The sequence below is a fragment of the Myxococcus llanfairpwllgwyngyllgogerychwyrndrobwllllantysiliogogogochensis genome, assembly GCF_006636215.1.
Taxonomy (GTDB): domain Bacteria; phylum Myxococcota; class Myxococcia; order Myxococcales; family Myxococcaceae; genus Myxococcus; species Myxococcus llanfairpwllgwyngyllgogerychwyrndrobwllllantysiliogogogochensis.
In genome coordinates this window covers 1-17,273 of the sequence record NZ_VIFM01000016.1, presented here as the reverse complement: position 1 = coordinate 17,273, position 17,273 = coordinate 1, and the positions used below count along the sequence as shown (strand labels likewise).

At 69.4% G+C, this 17,273-nt stretch carries 16 protein-coding genes; 11 read left to right on the top strand and 5 right to left on the bottom strand.

All coding sequences use genetic code 11. The features are described from left to right. Nucleotides 1–136 precede the first annotated feature (136 nt). On the top strand, nucleotides 137–319 hold the full coding sequence (locus FJV41_RS06045; protein WP_141641450.1) for a hypothetical protein: 183 nt from the start codon (nucleotides 137–139) through the stop codon (nucleotides 317–319). A 62-nt stretch (nucleotides 320–381) separates the two neighbouring features. Here FJV41_RS06045 and FJV41_RS06040 read toward each other — a convergent pair whose 3' ends face one another. Further along, complete coding sequence (locus tag FJV41_RS06040) at nucleotides 382–951, bottom strand: cysteine hydrolase family protein (RefSeq protein WP_141641449.1); 570 nt, start codon at nucleotides 949–951, stop codon at nucleotides 382–384. Nucleotides 952–1,062: 111 nt separating this feature from the next. Between FJV41_RS06040 and FJV41_RS06035 the strand changes: the two genes are divergently transcribed. Next, a complete protein-coding gene (locus tag FJV41_RS06035; RefSeq protein WP_141641448.1) occupies nucleotides 1,063–2,046 on the top strand; it encodes a GlxA family transcriptional regulator in 984 nt (327 codons plus the stop codon). Nucleotides 2,047–2,124: 78 nt separating this feature from the next. Continuing rightward, complete coding sequence (locus FJV41_RS06030; RefSeq protein WP_141641447.1) at nucleotides 2,125–2,475, top strand: nuclear transport factor 2 family protein; 351 nt, start codon at nucleotides 2,125–2,127, stop codon at nucleotides 2,473–2,475. Between the two features lie 67 nt (nucleotides 2,476–2,542). Here the strand turns inward: FJV41_RS06030 and FJV41_RS06025 are convergent, their stop codons facing one another. After that, on the bottom strand, nucleotides 2,543–3,565 hold the full coding sequence (locus tag FJV41_RS06025; protein WP_141641446.1) for a hypothetical protein: 1,023 nt from the start codon (nucleotides 3,563–3,565) through the stop codon (nucleotides 2,543–2,545). Nucleotides 3,566–3,828: 263 nt separating this feature from the next. On the opposite strand from FJV41_RS06025, the gene FJV41_RS06020 reads away from it, so the two are divergent. After that, nucleotides 3,829–4,842 carry a M91 family zinc metallopeptidase gene (locus tag FJV41_RS06020; protein ID WP_141641445.1) on the top strand — a complete coding sequence of 338 codons (1,014 nt, stop codon included), beginning with the start codon at nucleotides 3,829–3,831 and terminating at the stop codon, nucleotides 4,840–4,842. A 57-nt stretch (nucleotides 4,843–4,899) separates the two neighbouring features. Here the strand turns inward: FJV41_RS06020 and FJV41_RS06015 are convergent, their stop codons facing one another. Continuing rightward, nucleotides 4,900–6,786: a hybrid sensor histidine kinase/response regulator gene (locus FJV41_RS06015; RefSeq protein ID WP_141641502.1), complete on the bottom strand. Its 1,887-nt coding sequence runs from the start codon at nucleotides 6,784–6,786 to the stop codon at nucleotides 4,900–4,902. A gap of 302 nt (nucleotides 6,787–7,088) precedes the next feature. Between FJV41_RS06015 and FJV41_RS06010 the strand changes: the two genes are divergently transcribed. From FJV41_RS06010 to FJV41_RS05995, 4 genes are all read left to right on the top strand, one after another. Next, nucleotides 7,089–7,916, top strand: a complete 828-nt coding sequence (locus tag FJV41_RS06010) for an AraC family transcriptional regulator (RefSeq protein WP_141641444.1) — start codon at nucleotides 7,089–7,091, stop codon at nucleotides 7,914–7,916. A 75-nt stretch (nucleotides 7,917–7,991) separates the two neighbouring features. Next, entirely contained in the window at nucleotides 7,992–8,792 is an 801-nt protein-coding gene (locus FJV41_RS06005) for a GNAT family N-acetyltransferase (RefSeq protein ID WP_181790420.1), read from the top strand. 110 nt (nucleotides 8,793–8,902) lie between these two features. Then, entirely contained in the window at nucleotides 8,903–10,780 is a 1,878-nt protein-coding gene (locus FJV41_RS06000; RefSeq protein ID WP_246137026.1) for a M48 family metallopeptidase, read from the top strand. Nucleotides 10,781–10,921: 141 nt separating this feature from the next. Then, entirely contained in the window at nucleotides 10,922–11,338 is a 417-nt protein-coding gene (locus FJV41_RS05995; protein ID WP_141641442.1) for a hypothetical protein, read from the top strand. Between the two features lie 56 nt (nucleotides 11,339–11,394). On the opposite strand, the gene FJV41_RS05990 is transcribed toward FJV41_RS05995, so the two are convergent. Beyond that, the gene (locus FJV41_RS05990; protein ID WP_141641441.1) at nucleotides 11,395–12,099 is read right to left on the bottom strand and encodes an NADPH-dependent F420 reductase; all 705 of its coding nucleotides are present in this window, start codon (nucleotides 12,097–12,099) and stop codon (nucleotides 11,395–11,397) included. Between the two features lie 318 nt (nucleotides 12,100–12,417). Between FJV41_RS05990 and FJV41_RS05985 the strand changes: the two genes are divergently transcribed. From FJV41_RS05985 to FJV41_RS05975, 3 genes are read left to right on the top strand one after another with little or no spacing between them, the layout of a single operon-like run. Continuing rightward, complete coding sequence (locus FJV41_RS05985; RefSeq protein ID WP_141641440.1) at nucleotides 12,418–14,469, top strand: sensor histidine kinase; 2,052 nt, start codon at nucleotides 12,418–12,420, stop codon at nucleotides 14,467–14,469. Nucleotides 14,470–14,525: 56 nt separating this feature from the next. Next, nucleotides 14,526–15,122 (top strand): FHA domain-containing protein, encoded by a 597-nt coding sequence (locus FJV41_RS05980; protein WP_141641439.1) that lies wholly within the window; start codon nucleotides 14,526–14,528, stop codon nucleotides 15,120–15,122. Nucleotides 15,123–15,161: 39 nt separating this feature from the next. After that, a complete protein-coding gene (locus tag FJV41_RS05975; protein WP_141641438.1) occupies nucleotides 15,162–15,974 on the top strand; it encodes a hypothetical protein in 813 nt (270 codons plus the stop codon). A gap of 26 nt (nucleotides 15,975–16,000) precedes the next feature. Here the strand turns inward: FJV41_RS05975 and FJV41_RS05970 are convergent, their stop codons facing one another. Continuing rightward, nucleotides 16,001–17,032 carry a 50S ribosomal protein L11 methyltransferase gene (locus tag FJV41_RS05970; protein WP_141641500.1) on the bottom strand — a complete coding sequence of 344 codons (1,032 nt, stop codon included), beginning with the start codon at nucleotides 17,030–17,032 and terminating at the stop codon, nucleotides 16,001–16,003. Nucleotides 17,033–17,273 lie beyond the last annotated feature (241 nt).

Genomic DNA, 17,273 nt, shown 5'->3' with positions numbered 1-17,273 from the left:
CGGGCAAGCCGCTCCGCCACGCCCGACACCGATGCGGCCTCCGCGCCAGGTGCAATGCCGATCATTTAGGTGGCCCTTGCATGGGCCTACCAAGCTGGTGCGTGTTGAGATGGAGTGAGCCGCGGATGAGGCCGACGTGGAGCCGCCGCGCATCAGCTTCGTCAATGCGCTGTCGCTCATCCGCAACGCATGGCTGGTCTGGTCGACTCCGCCGCTGGCTCCCGGACGGATTCCGGAGCACCTGCTCGACCTGCGCAGGCACTGGGACTACTGCTACTCCCGGAACGAAGAAGCGAGAGGCGCTACCCACGAGTTGTAAAGATGAGCAACTACGACAAGAAGTGGGTGAAACGCCCCCGCCCTAGCTGACCGGTATTGGCGCTAGCGTCCGGACTGGGCGAGGAACTCGGCCGTCGGTACGAGCTTGCCGTAGCCCATGCCGAGCGCCGCGAGGAACGCGGCGTGGACCTGCGGCGCGGAGACGTGCTGGCCGTTGAACTCCAGGCTCCGGGCCGCGCAGGCATCGTGGAGGATGGTGACCGCGTAGCCCTGGTCCGCCGCCGCGCGCGCCGTGGCGTCCACGCACATGAGCGTCATCATCCCGGTGACGACCAGGTGCTTCACGCCCAGGGCCCGGAGGCGCTCCTGGAGGTCCGTCTCCCGGAAGCTGTTGGGGAAGTGCTTGAGCACCACCGCTTCGCCGGGCCGGGGCTCGACGCGGGAATGAATCTCCGCCCCCGGAGTCCCCGGCAGGAAGAACGTGGCCCCGGGCTGCGGCGACTCGTGGCGGATGTGGATGACCGGCAGGCCCCGCTCACGGAAGAAGTCGAGCGCCGCCCGTGCCTTGCCGGCCGCCGCGTCGGCGCCGTCCAGCTCGAACCGACCTCCGGGGAAGTAGTCATTCTGGATGTCGATGAGCAGCAGGGCGGCGTTTTCCAGGGGCGTGTCCATGGGTGTTCTCCTCCAGCGGGTTCTCGTCTGTTGTCCGGCTGAATATCCAGACGCCGCTCCCGGCAGGAGTGCTCGGATTGACAAAGTCCGGGCGGAAACCGACAAGCGCTCATGGCTGCCAGGTCCTCGTCACTCCACATCGCGGTGTTGGCCCTGGAGGGCTGCGTGGCCTCCAGCGTGACAGGCCCGCTGGATGTGTTCGCCATGGCCAACCTCCTGAGCCGCGAGCAGGGCCGGAGCGAGCCCTTCACGGCCGAGCTGGTGTCCGCTCGCGCCGGACCCGTCCGGAGCTTCCATGGCCTGGAGCTGGCGGCCGCGCGGGTGCCGGCCCCCACCGACTGCTTCGACGTCGTCTTCGTCCCCGCCGTCATCGGCAACCTGGAGGGCAGCGTGGCCGAGCGCTCCACGGCGGACTGGCTTCTGGGGCAGCACGCGAAGGGCGCGCAGCTGGCGGCGGTATGCGCCGGTGCCTTCCTGCTCGCGAAGACGGGCCTCCTGGATGGGCGGGAGGCCACCACCCACTGGGGACTCGCCCAGGACTTCGAGGCGCGCTATCCGCGCGTCGCGCTCAAGCCGGAGCTGCTCCTGGTGGACCACGGCGACGTGCTCACCGCGGGTGGCGTGACGGCGTATCTGGACCTCTGCCTGCATCTGGTGGCGAAGCACGCCTCACCGGAGCTGGCGGCGCTGTGCGCGAAGATGCTCCTGGTGGAGCCCGGCCGTCGGTTCCAGGCGCCCTATGCGGTGCATGCCGCGCCTCGGGGCCACGGGGACGATGCCGTGCTGCGCGCCCAGGAGTGGCTGGAGGCCCACCTCTCCGGCCCGGTGAGCCTGTCGGGCGCCGCCGTGGCCGCGAGCCTGGGAGAGCGCACGCTGTTGCGCCGCTTCCGCAAGGCCACGGGTGACACGCCGCTGGATTACGTCCAGCGCCTGCGCGTCGAGGCCGCCCGGCGCCTCCTGGAGACGACTCCTCGCACCGTGGAGGACATCTCCCAGGCCGTGGGCTACGCGGACACCACGTCGTTCCGCCGCCGCTTCAAGGCTCGCACGGGGCTGACGCCCGACGCCTACAGGCGGCGCTTCGCCTTGCGTTGACCGGAAAGCAGTTCGCTCAATCCTGACACACCTCTGTCAGCGCCCTGGGAGAGGGTGGGGGCTCTTTCGGAGGTCGACATGGGAAGTCCAGCGGAAGTGGTGAAGGCGTACTTCGACGCGTGGAGCGAGAAGGACGAGGTGAAGTTGCGCGGCACGCTCGCGCCCGACGTGAACTTCGTCGGTGCGCTGGGGACGGCGGACGGGGCCGACGCGTGCGTGAAGGGGTTGGTCAACGGCATGTGGAAGGTGTCGCCCCAGGTGACGGTGCTGCACCGCTTCGTGGACGGTGCCGAGGTGATGACCTGGTTCGAGATTCATCCCTCCGACGGAGCTCCGATTCCGGTCGCGAACTGGAGCCACGTCGAGAACGGGCGCATCTCCCGCATTCGCGTCACCTTCGACCCGCGCTCGCTCCTGGCGAAGCGCTGACGGACGGCGACCTCCGGCTGTCCTGGGGATGAGGCGGCTCCAGGACAGCCGTTGAGGCGGCGCGCCGCTATTCGATGGAGGCGACCTTGTCGTCCTTGTCGAACGTGACCTTCACCTTGGAGATCTTGCTCTTCCAGTAGGTCCAGACGGTGGAGTCGAACGAGGGCGTCTCGTGCGGCGGAGGAGGGCCCCACGCCATCCGCACGGCGGTGCGGGACATGCCGGTCACCACCTCCGACGCGGAGACCTTCTTGCGGTCCTCCGCCGACAGCGTCGCGAGCTTGGGGGCCTGGTCCTCGGGGGCGAACGCGGCCTGGAACAGCGCCCAGGTGTCCGCGCCAGAGCGCGAGTCGTTCTCGAACACGAACTCCTTGCCCGTCTCCACGACCTTGAAGCTCACCTTCGAGTCGCTCTTGTCCAGCACCTCCACCCGGGTGTTGAACGGGAGGATGGGGCCCTTGAGGTAGTTCACCCAGGACAGGGTATCGCCCTCGAAGTGGAAGTTCGCCGTCGCGTGGTGGAAGACCTTCTCCGTGGGGACGGGGGCGGGCGCCGGCTCATCGCCGAACGAAACCACCTTGCCCGCGCTGTCGAAGACCACGTCGAACGTGGAGAACTTCGAGCTCCAGTAGGTCCACCTGGTGCTCTCGAGCGACAGCGTCCGGTGTGGCGGCGGCGGGCCCACGGTCAGCAGCACCGCGTCCCGGGACATGCCCTTGGCCAGCTCACCCGCCTTGACCTGCTTCTGCTCTTCCGGCGTGAGCGCGGCGATTCGCGCCGCGGGGTCCGTCGCCGCGAAGAAGCCGGGGAACAGCGCGACGGCGCTCTTGCCCAGGCTCTTGTGGGAGACGAATTTGAACTCGGCCCCCGAGTCGAGCACCTTGCAGCGCACCTCATCGTCGCTCCGCTTGAGGACCTCGACCTTGGTCCCGACGGGAATCGACAGCCCCTTGCCGCGATAGTTCACCGCGGAGAGCTGGTTCTTGTTGAGCAGGAGGTTGGCCTGGGAGAACAACACCTCGGCCTGGGCACTCACGGTCGTCAGCAGTCCCAGTGCGAGCAGGGTGCTGAGCACGTTCTTTCGATTCATACGATGGATGAGCCTTGGGTGGATGAAGGGCGTGCTTCTAGGCGCCCACCCCGGGGTTTGCCAGCCTGGGGGGCGCCGCGCCTGATGACGGCGGTCATCAGCCCCTTGTTCACGGTCATCAGCCAAGGCGCTCCGAAGAGCCCCACGCCTGGTGGAACCTCTTGAAATCAGGGCGCTCCACGGCCGCCGCGCGCCACGGGGAGGCTGGCACACCGGATGCTCTAGGGAGCCTCGTCACCGACTCCCTCCAGAGGCGATCCCCCATGAAGCTCCGCTCCAAGCCGTCTTCCCTTCGGTCCCCGTCCTCCTCCTCCAGCTCGCGTTCCCGGAGCAACAGCGCGCCCCCGAAGTTGGAGACGAGCTCGCCGAAGTCGCCGGAGAAGAGCCCGCCGAAGAAGACCGAGTCGGCCCCGAAGCCCGACGCTCCCCGCCCGACCCCCGCCGAGCTCCAGAACGGCAAGAACAACCTCAAGCCGACGGACTACGGCGTGGCGCACCCGGACCTCCAGGGCATCCGGACCCGCCGCGACAGCGGCCAGTCGGGCGCGGACTTCGCCGACTTCACCTCGGATGTCCGCGACTCCACGCACCGGCTGACGAGCAAGCCCGAGGGCGGCCGGTTGATGACGGAGCTCAATGACCGAACCTCCCACGTGAATCCGGGGGCCACCGGCACCCAGCGCAACCCGCTGACGGTGGCGGACATCTACTCGGGCCGCGACGCCGCGATGCCCATGTCGCACGCGCCCCGGCACAACGGCGGCCTCGACTCCCTCCGCCCCGCGTACCGCTACGAGGGCCAGCCCGGAGCGGGCACCGCCAGCCGCATCAACTACAACGAGAACGCCCCGGGGCAGCGCTTCAACAGCCTGGGCCACGAGTCGGTCCACGCCTGGCGCGCGGCCAACGGCGTGCAGGTCAGCCCGCTGGCGGCCAGCAAGCACCACGACGCGGACGTCTTCAAGCGCTTCCCCGAACACTCCGCCAACATGAAGGACACCGTCGAGACGCGCCTGCGTCTGCGCGAGGAGTTCGAGACGGTGGGCCTGCGTCCCACGCCGCACACGCCCGCGGGCTGGGCCCCCACCGAGAACAAGATTCGCCAGGAGCACGGGCTGCCGTCCCGCCAGGACTACTCGGGCATGCTGCCGGACCGGAACCAGAACGACGTCAACCTCGGCAACTATGACGCGGGCTCGGACACCCGGAACCCGTTCCAGAAGATGCTGGGCACGCCGTCGCCCATCGGGAAGATTCTCGGCGACCTGGAGAAGTGAGCTCCCGGGCGCGGCCCTTCATTCAGAGGGGCCGCGGCTCTTCGTCGTGAACGGGCTTCAGCGAGGCGCCGAGCTGCACGCGTGGCGGGGCAGGGTCACGATGAACGTGGTGCCTTTGTCTGTCGAGGACCGCACGTCGATGCGGCCCCCGTGCGCGTCGACAATCGACTTCACGATGAACAGGCCGAGTCCCACGCTGCGGCCCGCCTTGTCCACGCCGTCGGTGCCCCGCTGGAAGGGCTGGAAGAGGGCGGGGAGCTGGTCCTCCGGAATGGGCGCCCCCATGTTGTGCACGCTGAACGTCACCTGCTCGGCGTCGCCCCGGCAGGCGACGTGGATGGGCGTCTCCGGCTCGCCGTACTTCAGGGCATTCGTCACCAGGTTCTGGAGCACCTGGGAGAGCCGGTCCCCATCCCACAGGCCCTGCCCGTTTCCGCTCAGCTCCACGCGGACCTGGGCGGAGGGGTTGGCCGCTTCCACCTCCTCCACCATGGCGCGCATCAAGGCGTGGAGGTCCGTGGGGCCACACTCAATCCGGATGCCGCCGCCCATCCGGGCCTGGGTGAAGTCCAGCAGCTCGTTCACCATCCGCACCGCGCGCGCGGCGGAGGACTGGATGCGGGCCGCCAGCTTGCGGACACCCGGGTCCAGCCCGTCCTGCTGGTTCAGCCGGGCGGCCCCCATCAGGATGGCGCCCAGGGGATTTCGCAGGTCATGGCTCACGATGCCGATGAGCTGCTGTTCGAACTCCGCTTGCCGCCGCTGCTGCTCGACCGAGTGCTCTCGCTCCTTCGTCAGCCTCCGCTCGGCGGTGATGTCCTGGAGCAGCGCCACATAACCGCCCGGATCCTGCCCCGGCTCCCGGTGCGCGATGAAGGTCACCTTCACGTCGCGCGTGCCGCCCAGGCGGTAGGGGACGTCGTGCTGCTCGAACGAGAAGCTCTCGCCCGCGAGGCCTCGCTTCACGTACGGGCCGAGCACGGCGTACGCCGCCTCCCCGATGACCTCCCGGATGGACCTTCCCCGGAGGCTGTCCTGCTCAATCCCGAACCACTCCTCATAGGCCTTGTTGACCCGGCCGTAGGTCTCGTCCGGTGCGACATACGAGACGAGGACGGGGATGGCGTCGAGCAGCACGCGCAGCTCGGCCTCGCTGGCGCGAATCTTCGCGTCCAGGGCTTCGCTGTGTCGCCTCACGCGCGTCTGCTCGGTGACGTCGCGGAAGACGAGCACGGCGCCGGTCAGGTCGCTCGCGCCCACGCGGATGGGGGCGGCGCTGTCCTCGATGGGGACTTCGGAGCCGTCCTTGCGCGACAGCAGCGTGGCCCCGATGAGCCCCTGGGGCGTGCCAAGCGTGAGCACGCGGCCCACGGGGTCCTCCACCGGGGCCCGCGTGCCCGCGTCGATGAGGCGGAAGACCTCCGACACGGGACGCTGGCGCGCGTCCGAGTCATGCCAGCCGGTGACCCGCTCGGCCACGGGGTTGAGGAAGGTGATGCGCCCGGCCCGGTCCGTGGTGATGACGGCGTCTCCGATGCTGGAGAGCGTCGTCGCCAGGTACGCCTCGCGCTCGCGCAACTGCTGCCCCTGGGCCCGGATGCGCAGGAGGCTGCCCACGCGCGCGAGCAGCTCCGCGTCGTCATAGGGCTTGGCGACGTAGTCGCTGGCCCCGGCCCGCAGGCCCTCCGTGAAGTCCGCGTGGGCTCCGCGCGCGGAGAGAATCAGGATGGGCAGCGAGACGTCATCGTAGTGCTCGCGCACGTAGCGGCATGCATCCAGGCCCGAGACGCCCGGCAACTGCCAGTCCAGCAGGAGCACGTCGGGAGGCGGCCCCTGGGTGAGCCGCTCGAGCATCGTCTCCGCGTCGCGGAAGGTCTCGACCGCGTGGTGCTTCGACAGGAGCGCGCGAGCCCGCTCCATCTGCATGGCGCTGTCATCGACCATCCACACGCGGGCCGGGTCCACCGCGCGGGGAGGTGCAGGGTCGATTCCAGGGCCAGGGATGCGCGAGTTCACGAGTGGGGCGGGGGAGGGATTGGAGCGGCGAACGGTGAGGCGAGGATTGCGTTGCGTAGCACGGAAGCGAAGGTGCCGTGCGAACACGACGTTCCGCGTTGAACTCATTCGCGGCCCGTGGGAGGTCCCGCTCGGCTGGCGCTGCGATGTTCATGAATCTGGACATACGCTGGCGTCGCCCTGGAAGCCGACCCGAGCTGGAGCGCCACGTGACAGGACCTGCGAGACGGATGGAACCCCTGGCCTCGGTGGCCTGGGAGGGCGTGGGCGTGGCCCTCTACCAGCATCAACAAGTGTGCACTGCGGAGCACCATCATCCGGAGTCGCAGCTGCTCATGCCGCTGGTCCGCCAGTCCCTCCAGGGACGGTGGCGGCCCGCCGGGCGTCCGGTGGACCTTCGCGTGACCTGCGAGGAGGTGGGCGTCGTCAGCCCCGAGCAGCCCCATTCCTTCGCGTGGGCGGAAGGCGCCCAGGTGGTGTCCTTCTTCCTGCACCCGGAGCGGCTCGCCGTGCTCAGCGGGGAGTCCGGCGCGGGGCGCGGACTGCGGTCCATTCCGTCCGCGTGTCAGAGAGACCCGGTGCTGAGGGAGCTGCTGCGCGCCAGCGGCGAGGCGCTGCGTGACGGCCTGCCACCCGCCCGGCTGGAGATGGAGGCGCTGGCCACGGTGGTGGGGCTGCGGCTGTTGCGGCTGGATGGGCAGCGGCGGCGCGCGAGCCTCCAGGCGGTGGGCCTCGCGACCTGGCAGCTTCGTCGCGTCACCGACTTCGTGGAGGCGAACCTGGACGGCCCGCTGGGACTGGAGGCGCTGGCGGGGGTGGTGGGGCTGAGCCCGTCGCACTTCGCTCGGAGCTTCAAGCGGGCGACGGGGAGCACACCGCACCGCTTCGTCCTGACGCGGAGACTGGAGCGGGCCCGGGAGCTGCTCGTCACCAGCGCGCTTCCACTGGGGGACGTGGCGCAGGCCACCGGCTTCTGCAGCCAGAGTCACTTCACGGCGCTGTTCCGTGCCCGCCATGGCGCCACGCCCGCGCGCTTTCGCCGCGAGCGGCGGGCGTGAAGCAGCGCACGATTGTGACAAGCGGCGTCGGAAGCCGGTAGACGCCGCCGTCCGTCGTGGATGAGGGTGCGCGCCATGCAGCCCTCTTCTTCGCCGTCACGCCTGGTCGTGGACCCCTTGCTCGCCCGACGCCTGGAGCTGGCCCAGGCCGCGCAGAATCGCGGTGCCACGCCGCCCTCCGGTGTCCTTGAAGTCGCGGGGGGCCTGGCCCTCTTCAACGGCCCGGACTCGCCCCTCACGCAGGCGCTCGCGCTGGGCTTGGAAGGGCCCGTCAGCGTCGAGGACCTGGACCGGGTGGAGTCCCATCTGGGCCAGGGCGGCGGCGTGCTCCAGATAGACCTGCTGCCCTTCGCCCATCACACGCTGGCCCAGGGGCTGGCGCAGCGGGGCTACCAGGTGGGCGAGTTCCAGCAGGTGCTCGTGCGCGAGTTGCCGGGAAGTCCCACGCCGCCGACGGTCGCGGAGGTTCGTCCCCTTCGCCCTGGCGAGGCGGAGGTCTTCTCGCGCACGGTGGCCCAGGGCTTTCTCGGACGCGAGGAGGTGTCGGACGCGGAGGCCTCGCTCATGTTGGGCACGGCGTCGATGTCGGGCACCACCTGCTTCCTCGCGCTGGTGGACGGAGAGCCCGCGGGCGGCGGCACCGTGGCCCTGCATGACGGCGTGGCGACGCTGTCCGGGACGGGGGTGCGCGAGCGCTTCCGTGGCAGGGGGCTGCAGCAGGAGTTGATTGCCGCGCGACTGGCGTGGGCCCTTCGCCAGGGGTGTACGTTGGCGGCGAGCAGCACCCTGCCGGCCAGCGCGTCTCAGCGGAACATGGAGCGCATGGGGTTCTTCATCGCGTACCCCAAGGTGGTGATGATGCGGCAGCGCTCGTAGCGCGGTGCACGGCTGTGTCGGGCATCGGTGTGCGGTCCTGGCATGGCGGGAGTTCCAGACTCTTGGGAACGGAGACGTGCGCCAGGGGGCTGGTGAGAGGACACCCGCCCATGCGTAAGATTCCCGGCACCGAAATCATGCGCCCTACGACAACCGCTCCCGGCTTCCTGCGCGGCTATGTGCTGCCCGCCCTCTGGCTCTTTGCCCTCCCACTCTTTGGTCTGTGGTTCACCGGCCACGCCACCTCCAGCGTGGACGGGGACGTGCTCTCGTCCATCGAGCAGCAGGTTGCCCAGGACACCCAACTCGACGAGCAGCAGCGGCAGGAGACCCTGGCCTTCTTCCGCGCCGTTCCGGCCTCCGCGGCCTGCCTCAGCACGGATGCGGAGCTGGCGAACTTCCGGAGCAACCTCGGCGGGGTGTGCAAGGACGTGCAGCAGTTCGACTGGATGCACAGCCTGGCGCTGGGCTTGCTGGCACTCGGGCTCGCCACCACGGTGATTGCCCTGTTGTGTGGTCTGGCCGCGTTCGTCTCGCGCCCCTTCCAGTACGGCAGCTTCGTCATCGGCTGGAACGTGCTGCGCGTCACCGGGGCGCTCCAGGCGATAGGCCAGGGCGGCCTGGCCGTGTGGCTGTCCTATTGGGTGACGGCGCTCTGGTTCAACCGCTACTCGCCCAAGCTCATCCTGGTGGTGGGCGCGCTGGCCGCCATGGCCATCTTCATGGTGGTGGTCGCCATCTTCCGTCGTCCGCCCATGGACTTCGAGGTGGAGGCGGAGGTGCTCGAGGAGTCGAAGGCGCCGGAGCTCTGGGCGCACGTGCGCAAGCTGTGCGCGCGGCTCCAGACGCCTCCCCCCAACAACATCCTCGCGGGCATCGACGCCAACTTCTTCGTCACCGAGGGCGACGTGCGCGTCGGGGACCGGACGCTCTCGGGCAGGACGCTCTACGTGAGTCTGTCCCTGCTGCGCCTCATGGAGCAGTCGGAGGCCGACGCGGTGCTCGCGCACGAGATGGGGCACCTGCTGGGCGGAGACACGGGGCACGGCAAGCGGCTCGCGCCGATGCTCGCGCACTTCGGCCAGTACCTCCAGACGCTGCACGAGGGCGGACTGACGCGGCCCATCTACCACTTCATGGTGGCCTATCGCGGGCTCTTCGAGCTGTCGCTGGGCCGCAGCCGGCGCGCGAGCGAACTCGCCGCGGATCGCCTCGCCGCGGGCATCACCTCGGGTCGGGACATCGCCCGCTCGCTGGTGAAGGTGGGCGCGTACGCGGGCTTTCGTGAGCGCGTGGAGTCGGACCTCTTCTCCCGCGACGAGCGGCAGCAGTCCGTGGCCATCGCCCGGCGGGTCGCCCTCGGCTTCGCGGAGTACGCGCAGTCCGACGCCGTGCATGGCGACCTGCACGGGACGGTGACGCCGCATCCGTTCGACTCCCACCCGCCGCTCTCCGCGCGGCTGGAGAACGTGAACGCGCGGCTGGCGCCGGCGGACATGGCGCAGGTGCTGCTCGAGCCGGTGACGTTCTCCTGGGTGACCACCATCGAGGACGTGGACGCCATCGAGGCGCGGCTGTGGGGCGCGTACGAGGCGCGCTTCTCCCAGGCACACGACATGGTGCTCGCCTACCGCTACGTGCCGTCCAACGAGGCGGAGCGCGAGCACGTGGAGCGGCACTTCCCGCCGCTGACCTTCGAGGGCAAGGACGTCGGAGTGGACGCGCAGCTGGACTTCGCGCAGGTGAGCTACACGGAGTGGGAGGAGCCCGTGCTGCTCGAGCACGTGACGAACGCGAGCACCGCGGACCGCATGTTCAAGAAGTACCTGGACCTGCAGCTCGCGGGCGAGGGCCGCTCCAAGGAGAAGCGCTCCATCTGCTTGAGCAAGCTGAAGGACCCGGACGCGCTGCTGCGTGCCTTCGAGCACTACCTGGGGCGCAGCAGGGCCATGAAGGAATACCAGGCGCGCTCGCAGCAGGCAGCCTGAGGCGCGGTCCGCGGTGAGCCGCAATCAGTGGCGCCCTCCCGAGCCGCGAGCGGGAGGCTGAAGCAGACACCATGGACATGCTAGAAGTCTGTCCATGAACCTCTCGCTCGGGCTGATGACTGGATTGGGTGTGGCGCTCCGATGGGGCCGTCCATCAACTCCAATCGTTATGCGAATCTGGAGAAGATCGCCGCCGAGGACCTCAAGTGCTCCGAGGAGCTGACGCCCACCTATCTCGGCGAGAATCAGTACCAGCTGAGCGGCTGCGGTACCTCCGGCACCTATGAGCTGCGCTGTGTGATGGGGCAGTGCTCCTGGGTTCCCGACGTGAAGGCTCGCGCGGAGTTCGACCTGGGCTGTGCACGCGCGCAGCTCGAGTCGACGCGGCTCGACAAGCACACTGCGGGTGTCACGGGTTGCGGCAAACGCGCCACCTACCGGCTGCTCGGCTCGCGCTACTCGTTGAGCTGGGTGCTCAACTCCCAGGTGAGCCAGGACGAGGCGGCGCCCGCACCCGCGCCAGCGCCCGCATCCGCAAGCGACGTCTCGCCGCTCTGAGTGCACCGGGGGACGCGTCCCAACCTGGGGCCGCGCCACCCCGCCTGCCGACGCGGTCAGCCCTTCTTCTGCGCCTCGAAGAACGCCTTCGCCGCGTCATCCGCGGCCTTGCGGTACTCGGGGATGCGGCTCCGGTCCGCCGACGCGAGCGCTTCCTTCAGGCTCCGCGCGTCGAGGTCCCGGGTGTAGCAGGGCGTCCCCGGCTGCTGGCGCCACGACTCCTCGAGGCCGCCCACATCGACCGGGTCGAACCCGAGTTCGTCGACGAGCCGGAGGACCTTCGCTCGCGCGTCGGGCGGGTCGCCCGCGACGGGGAGCGCGATACGCCCGGGAGTCCCCTTCGGCGTGCCCTTCTCCGCCAGGGATTGGGAGTAGATGTTGTTGAACACCTTGACGACCGGCCGCCCGAGCAGGCCGCTGACCCACTCGCTCTCAATCTGTCCGCCCGTCAGCGCGGAGATGCCGCCGTCGCGGCTCGGGTAGTAGTTGCCGGTGTCGATGACGACCACGTCCGAGGGGACGCCCGCGAAGAGATTCTTCGGCAGGTCCTCCACCGCGCGCTGGGGGATGGTGACGACCACGACCTCGCCCCCGCGAGCGGCCTGTTCGACGGTGACGGGGGTGGCTCCAATCTCGGCCGCGAGCGCGCGGAGCGAGTCCGGTCCGCGCGAGTTCGCGATGACGACCTCGTGACCCAGCTTCACCCACTTCCTCGCCAGTGCCGCGCCGATATGGCCCGCGCCGATGATTCCAATCTTCATCTGTCACTCCGGTTGGTAGGGGGACGGCAAGGCGTGCGCCTCGCCACCTGACCCCGGTGATAACCCCCTCAGCGCGTGGACGCTCGTGAGAGAGGGTGCGCCGGGCGCCGAAGGCCTCATCCGCTGATAGGAGGTTCAGGGCCCGCGGGAGTGTCCTGGCCTGCGAGCGGTGCCTCCGTGAGCACGCGATGTCGAGGATGCGGCTGTAAAAAGGACTGGCTGTCCGAATGGGCTCGCCCGGCGTCGCGGAGTTGTTTCATGCGAGGGAGCGATGCTCTAGAACTCCGCTCCCGCGGCACGACCGGGGAGCGCGACCACGTGAATGCGGAGGAGCTGTTCAGCGGGACCGGGGAGATGGCTGCCCGGATGCGCGCGATGGACTGGGCCTCGACTCCCGTGGGCCCCGTGGAGCGCTGGCCCGGCTCGCTGCGGACCACCGTCCAGACCCTGCTCCACTCGCGCCACCCCATGTTCCTCTGGTGGGGCCCCCAGCTCATCCAGTTCTACAACGACGCCTATGTGCCCAGCTTCGGCAAGGGCAAGCACCCCGCGGCCCTCGGGCGGCCGGGTCGGGAGACGTGGCCTGAAATCTGGCCCATCATCGGACCGCAAATCGAAGACGTGATGCGCGAGGGGAAGGCCAGCTGGAACGAGGACCAGCTCGTCCCCATCTTCCGCAACGGCCGCATCGAGGACGTCTACTGGACCTATGGCTACTCCCCGGTCTTCGACGAGTCCGGGAAGATTCAAGGCACGCTGGTGGTCTGCACGGAGACCACCGGGCGCATCTTCAGCGAGCAGGCCCTGAGGCGCAGCGAGGACCGCCTGCGTCGGGTCGTGGAGGCCTCCGGGGCCGGCACCTGGGAGCTGGAGGTCGCCACCGGGGGGCTGACGGCGGATGCTCGGATGGCCGAACTCTTCGGGCTGCTGGAGCAGACGGAGTACGGCCTCCCCCAGTTCCTCGAACGCATCCATCCCGATGACGTGGAATCCGTGCGCGCGAGCATCGCCGCCGCGCTCGCGGGGGAGGCGAAGGGGCATTACCTGCGGGAGCACAGGATGAGAGGGAGCTCGGGTGAGCGGCCTCGCTGGGTCGAAGCGCGAGGTCAGGTCTCCTTCGACGCGGAGGGAAGGGCGACCCGGTTCATCGGGACGGCGCTCGACATCAGCGAGCGCAAGTGGGCGGAGGAGGAGGGCCAGCTCGCGCGTCAGGAACTCCAGAGCTTCCTGCTGCAAGCCCCGCTGGGCATCGCCATCCTCAGCGGGCCGCGCCACGTCTACACCTTCGTGAACGCCCCCTACATGTCCATGCTGTTCGGAGGGCGCCCGGCCACGGACCTCTTGCACCTGCCCGTCCGGGAAGCGCTGCCGGAGCTGGAGGGGCAGGGGTTCCACGAGATTCTCGACGGCGTCTATCAGACGGGCAAGAGCTTCCATGGCACGAAGCTGCGCGCGTCCATGGTCCAGTCCGACGGGGCCGAGCGGGAGCTGTTCATCAACTTCACCTACCAGGCGAAGCGCGACCCGGCCGGGCGCATCGACGGCATCCTGGTGGTCATCTACGAGGTGACCGACCAGGTCAACGAGCAGAAGGAGATTGAGCAGCTCGCGGAGAACCTCCGCGCGGCCATCGTCTCGCGGGACACGTTCCTCGGGGTCGCCTCGCATGAACTCAATACGCCGCTGACCACGCTCAAGCTGCAGGCACAGATGAGCAAGCGGCTCTTCGCGAACCAGGGCCTCGCGGCGTTTCCGCCCGCGCGCTTCGAGAAGCTGCTCGACACCACGCTCATCCAGGTGGACCGGCTGGGGCGCCTGGTCAATGACATGCTCGACGTGTCGCGCATCAGCACGGGCAAGCTGACGGTGATACCCGAGGAGACGAACCTCTCCGACCTGGTGCGGGAGGTGCTGGGTCGTTTCACGCCCCAGTTCGAGGCCGCTGGAATCCAGCTCGAGCAGCAGGTGGCGGACGGCCTTGTCGTCCGTCTGGATGCCGCGCGAATCGAACAGGTGCTGACGAACTTCATCACCAACGCCATCAAGTACGCGCCCGGCAAGCCGGTGCACGCGAAGCTCGAGTCGCGGGAGGGCTGGGTGAAGTTCAGCCTCCGGGATGAAGGCCGTGGCATCCCTCCCGAGCATCACGAGCGAATCTTCGTCCGCTTCGAGCGCGCGACTTCCGCGAGCGAGTCCAGCGGTCTGGGGCTGGGCCTCTACATCTCCAAGCAGCTCATCCTGGAGCATGGCGGGAGGATTTCGGTCGAGAGCGAGCCGGGCCAGGGCGCCACGTTCAGCTTCGAGCTGCGCCAGGGCGCGAAGGACTCACCCGGGCCGTCGGGTCGGGGCGGGCCCACCCCCCGCTCTTGAAAATGAGACACGCGCGCCGCAAGGTGGAGGACCCCCTGACAGGGCGAGGTCCGAGCATGGCCGCAGTGATTCTCGATGCCCGCTGTGTCGCTCCCTTCGTCGTCCGCGTGCGCTTCAGCGACGGGCACGAGGGCGAGGCGAGCCTCAAGCCGTGCCTCTTCGACTGGGAGCCCGCGCGCGTTCCCGACCTCACCGAGGAGACGCGCGACTGGCTGCGCTCGCCGGAGAACTTTCAGACCGTCCGCGTGGACCCCGAGACGGGCACGCTGGCCTGGGGGGACGTGAAGCCGTTCAGCACGTCCCTGGTGTACTGGCGCGTGGAGCAATACCGGATGAAGGTGACCGTTCGCTCGAAGCAGGGCGAGGTCCTCTCCAAGCTGCTGCTCGGTGGACGGCACGAGGTCTGGTCCAGTCCGCTCACCGTCGGACGGGCGGCGACCAACGTCATCGTCGTGGACCAGGAGGGTGTGGCCGAGCACCAGGTCAAGGTGACGGTCGGCGGGGGGCACCACCCCTGCTTCTACGTCGAAGCGGTGGAGGGCGTGACGACGGTCGGCGCGAAGCAGTTGTCGACGCCCGGTGAGCGCTGTCGGGTCTCCGCGCGGGAGCCGCTCCTGCTGGAGGTGGGTGCGTGCGTCGTGGATATCGAGTGAAGTCGAGCCTCCCTTCCTGATGGCAGGCCCGGACGTCACGTGAGCGCGCCCCCGAGAGAAGCCACGCAGTTGTTGGCGACGCTGCTCGTCGCCGCTCCCTTGTTCCATGAAGAGCAGGTGGGGCCGCCCGGAGCGCGGGCACATGGCTCCAAGGGCCGCGTCGCGGTGCCGGAAGGACTCCTCACCGTGCCCAACCGGGCGAGCGCGTTCGGCGAGGATGCGAGCGAGTCGTTCGTGATGGAGGGCGCCTCGCTCCTCGGGAAGGAGCGCGAGCTGGTGCAGCTCTGCCTCGACACGCCGAACTTCAATTGCTGTCGTCTGCGGTTCGGTTTGGAGGTCCGCATCGGAGGCCGGTCCTGGACGGAGGGGACCTTCGACCATTTCTGGCAGGTCGCGAGTTGGTTCACCGCGGTGGAGACCCTGCTCGTCGATGGCGAGCGCTCCTCCGCGGGCGCCATCGTCTGGGACCAGTCCGCCCTGGGCCTGGAGCGCGATGGCTCACGCGTCACGATGTCCGACGCGAACGTGGCGCAAGGTCTCTACGGTGCGAGGGCTCCCGACGAGGCGTGGATGCCTGTCAGCGTGAGTCTGGAGGAGCTGGTGTTCGAGCTGGCGAACGAGGGGAGGATATTGGAGACGCTCCGCCAGGGCATGCTCGCGGACATCCAGCGCCGGGGCTTCTCGCTGGAGCAGCTTCAGGCTCGACTCCAGGGGCTTGGCGACAGGCCCGACGCCTCCCTGGGAGACGCCGAGCTCTGTCTGGCGATTCTCGCGCGTGAGCTGGACCAGCCTCGGCTCACGTCGGCGGTGCTGACGCTGGAGCGCGCGGACCCGGGGCGGAGCGCCTCGTAGTCAGGCGCCACCGCTCCCCCGCTGGATTACGGCGCCACCGCCGTGAGGCAGTAGAGCGTGGTCGTCTCGCGTGAGCGCGCCATGTGCAACGGGTCCGAGGTGTCCTGGGCCTTGGAGTGCCGTGCCACCGTCGAGCGGCTCGACTTCACCGTCAGGCCGCACCGGGTGAACTGCTCCTGGAGCCATCCGGACGGACGCAGGCCGAGCAGCACCGCCAGGTCCGACAGAATCAGCAGCCCCTCGCCTCCCGGCGTGAGCGCGGCGGGGAGTCCTTCGAGGAAGCGCCGCAGGAACTGGCTGTCCTCGTCGAACACCGCGCGGTCCACCCGGTTCTTCGGCGGCTCGGGAATCCACGGCGGGTTGCAGACCACGAGGTCCGCCTTCCCCTCGGGGAAGAGGTCGGCCTCGGCCACCTGGAAGGACTTGCTCAGTCCCAACTGCTCCGCGTTCTCCCGGGCGCAGGCCACCGCGCGAGAGTCGCAGTCCGTCGCCTGCACGGACGCGGCGCCCCGCTGGAGGAGCAGGAACGAGAGCACGCCCGTCCCCGTGCCCACGTCGAATACGCGCTGGCCCTTCAGGAGGGGCAGCCAGAGCAGCAGCTCCACGTAGTCGGTGCGCGTGGGCAGGTACACGCCGTAGTGCGGATGGATGAGGCCCGTGAGGCCGGGCACCGCCAGGCCCTTTCGCCGCCACTCCGTCGCTCCGAGCATGCCGAGCAGCTGCTTGAGGGGAACGACGGTGAACTCCGTCTCCGGCTCACCCCAGACCTGTCGGCACGCCTGGGCCACGTCGGGGGCCCGCGCGAGCGCGAGCCGGTAGTCGCGGTCGAGCGACACGACGATGCGCGACAGCGTCTCGTGCTCCAGCTGCCGTGCGCGACGCTCGGCCCGGAAGGCTTCCAGGGGTGAGCGCGCGTTCGACGCCCGCTCGAGCCTCCGACCCAGCGCGCCCAGGAGCTGCTTCGCGTTGTGGAAGTCGCCCGAGTACAGCAGGAACTCGCCATTCCGGACCCGCTTGAGCGCGGTGTCCGCGCTGAGCCGGTCATTCACCGCATGCAGCCGGGTGGGCGAGGGCTCGTTGCTCTCCGAGCGCCAGGTGAACGGGGCGCCAGGCGGGAGCGGGGTCGCCGGGGCGACGGGAGCCGACCCCTTGGCTGGGGACGCGGTGGCGCGGGGAGCCGACCCTTTGGACGGGGACGCGGTGGCGCGGGGCGCCGACCCCTTGGACGGGGACGTGGTGGCGCGGGGCGCCGACCCCTTGGAGGGGGACGCGGCTGCGCGGGGAGCCGCCCTCTTGGAC

What these genes read in the sequence shown, in the direction of transcription:
- FJV41_RS06040 (WP_141641449.1), bottom strand. Translation starts at nt 951, where the DNA reads ATGGACACGCCCCTGGAAAACGCCGCCCTGCTGCTCATCGACATCCAG.
- FJV41_RS06035 (WP_141641448.1), top strand. Translation starts at nt 1,063, where the DNA reads ATGGCTGCCAGGTCCTCGTCACTCCACATCGCGGTGTTGGCCCTGGAG.
- FJV41_RS06030 (WP_141641447.1), top strand. Translation starts at nt 2,125, where the DNA reads ATGGGAAGTCCAGCGGAAGTGGTGAAGGCGTACTTCGACGCGTGGAGC.
- FJV41_RS06025 (WP_141641446.1), bottom strand. Translation starts at nt 3,565, where the DNA reads ATGAATCGAAAGAACGTGCTCAGCACCCTGCTCGCACTGGGACTGCTG.
- FJV41_RS06020 (WP_141641445.1), top strand. Translation starts at nt 3,829, where the DNA reads ATGAAGCTCCGCTCCAAGCCGTCTTCCCTTCGGTCCCCGTCCTCCTCC.
- FJV41_RS06015 (WP_141641502.1), bottom strand. Translation starts at nt 6,786, where the DNA reads ATGGTCGATGACAGCGCCATGCAGATGGAGCGGGCTCGCGCGCTCCTG.
- FJV41_RS06010 (WP_141641444.1), top strand. Translation starts at nt 7,089, where the DNA reads ATGGAACCCCTGGCCTCGGTGGCCTGGGAGGGCGTGGGCGTGGCCCTC.
- FJV41_RS06005 (WP_181790420.1), top strand. Translation starts at nt 7,992, where the DNA reads ATGCAGCCCTCTTCTTCGCCGTCACGCCTGGTCGTGGACCCCTTGCTC.
- FJV41_RS06000 (WP_246137026.1), top strand. Translation starts at nt 8,903, where the DNA reads ATGCGTAAGATTCCCGGCACCGAAATCATGCGCCCTACGACAACCGCT.
- FJV41_RS05995 (WP_141641442.1), top strand. Translation starts at nt 10,922, where the DNA reads ATGGGGCCGTCCATCAACTCCAATCGTTATGCGAATCTGGAGAAGATC.
- FJV41_RS05990 (WP_141641441.1), bottom strand. Translation starts at nt 12,099, where the DNA reads ATGAAGATTGGAATCATCGGCGCGGGCCATATCGGCGCGGCACTGGCG.
- FJV41_RS05980 (WP_141641439.1), top strand. Translation starts at nt 14,526, where the DNA reads ATGGCCGCAGTGATTCTCGATGCCCGCTGTGTCGCTCCCTTCGTCGTC.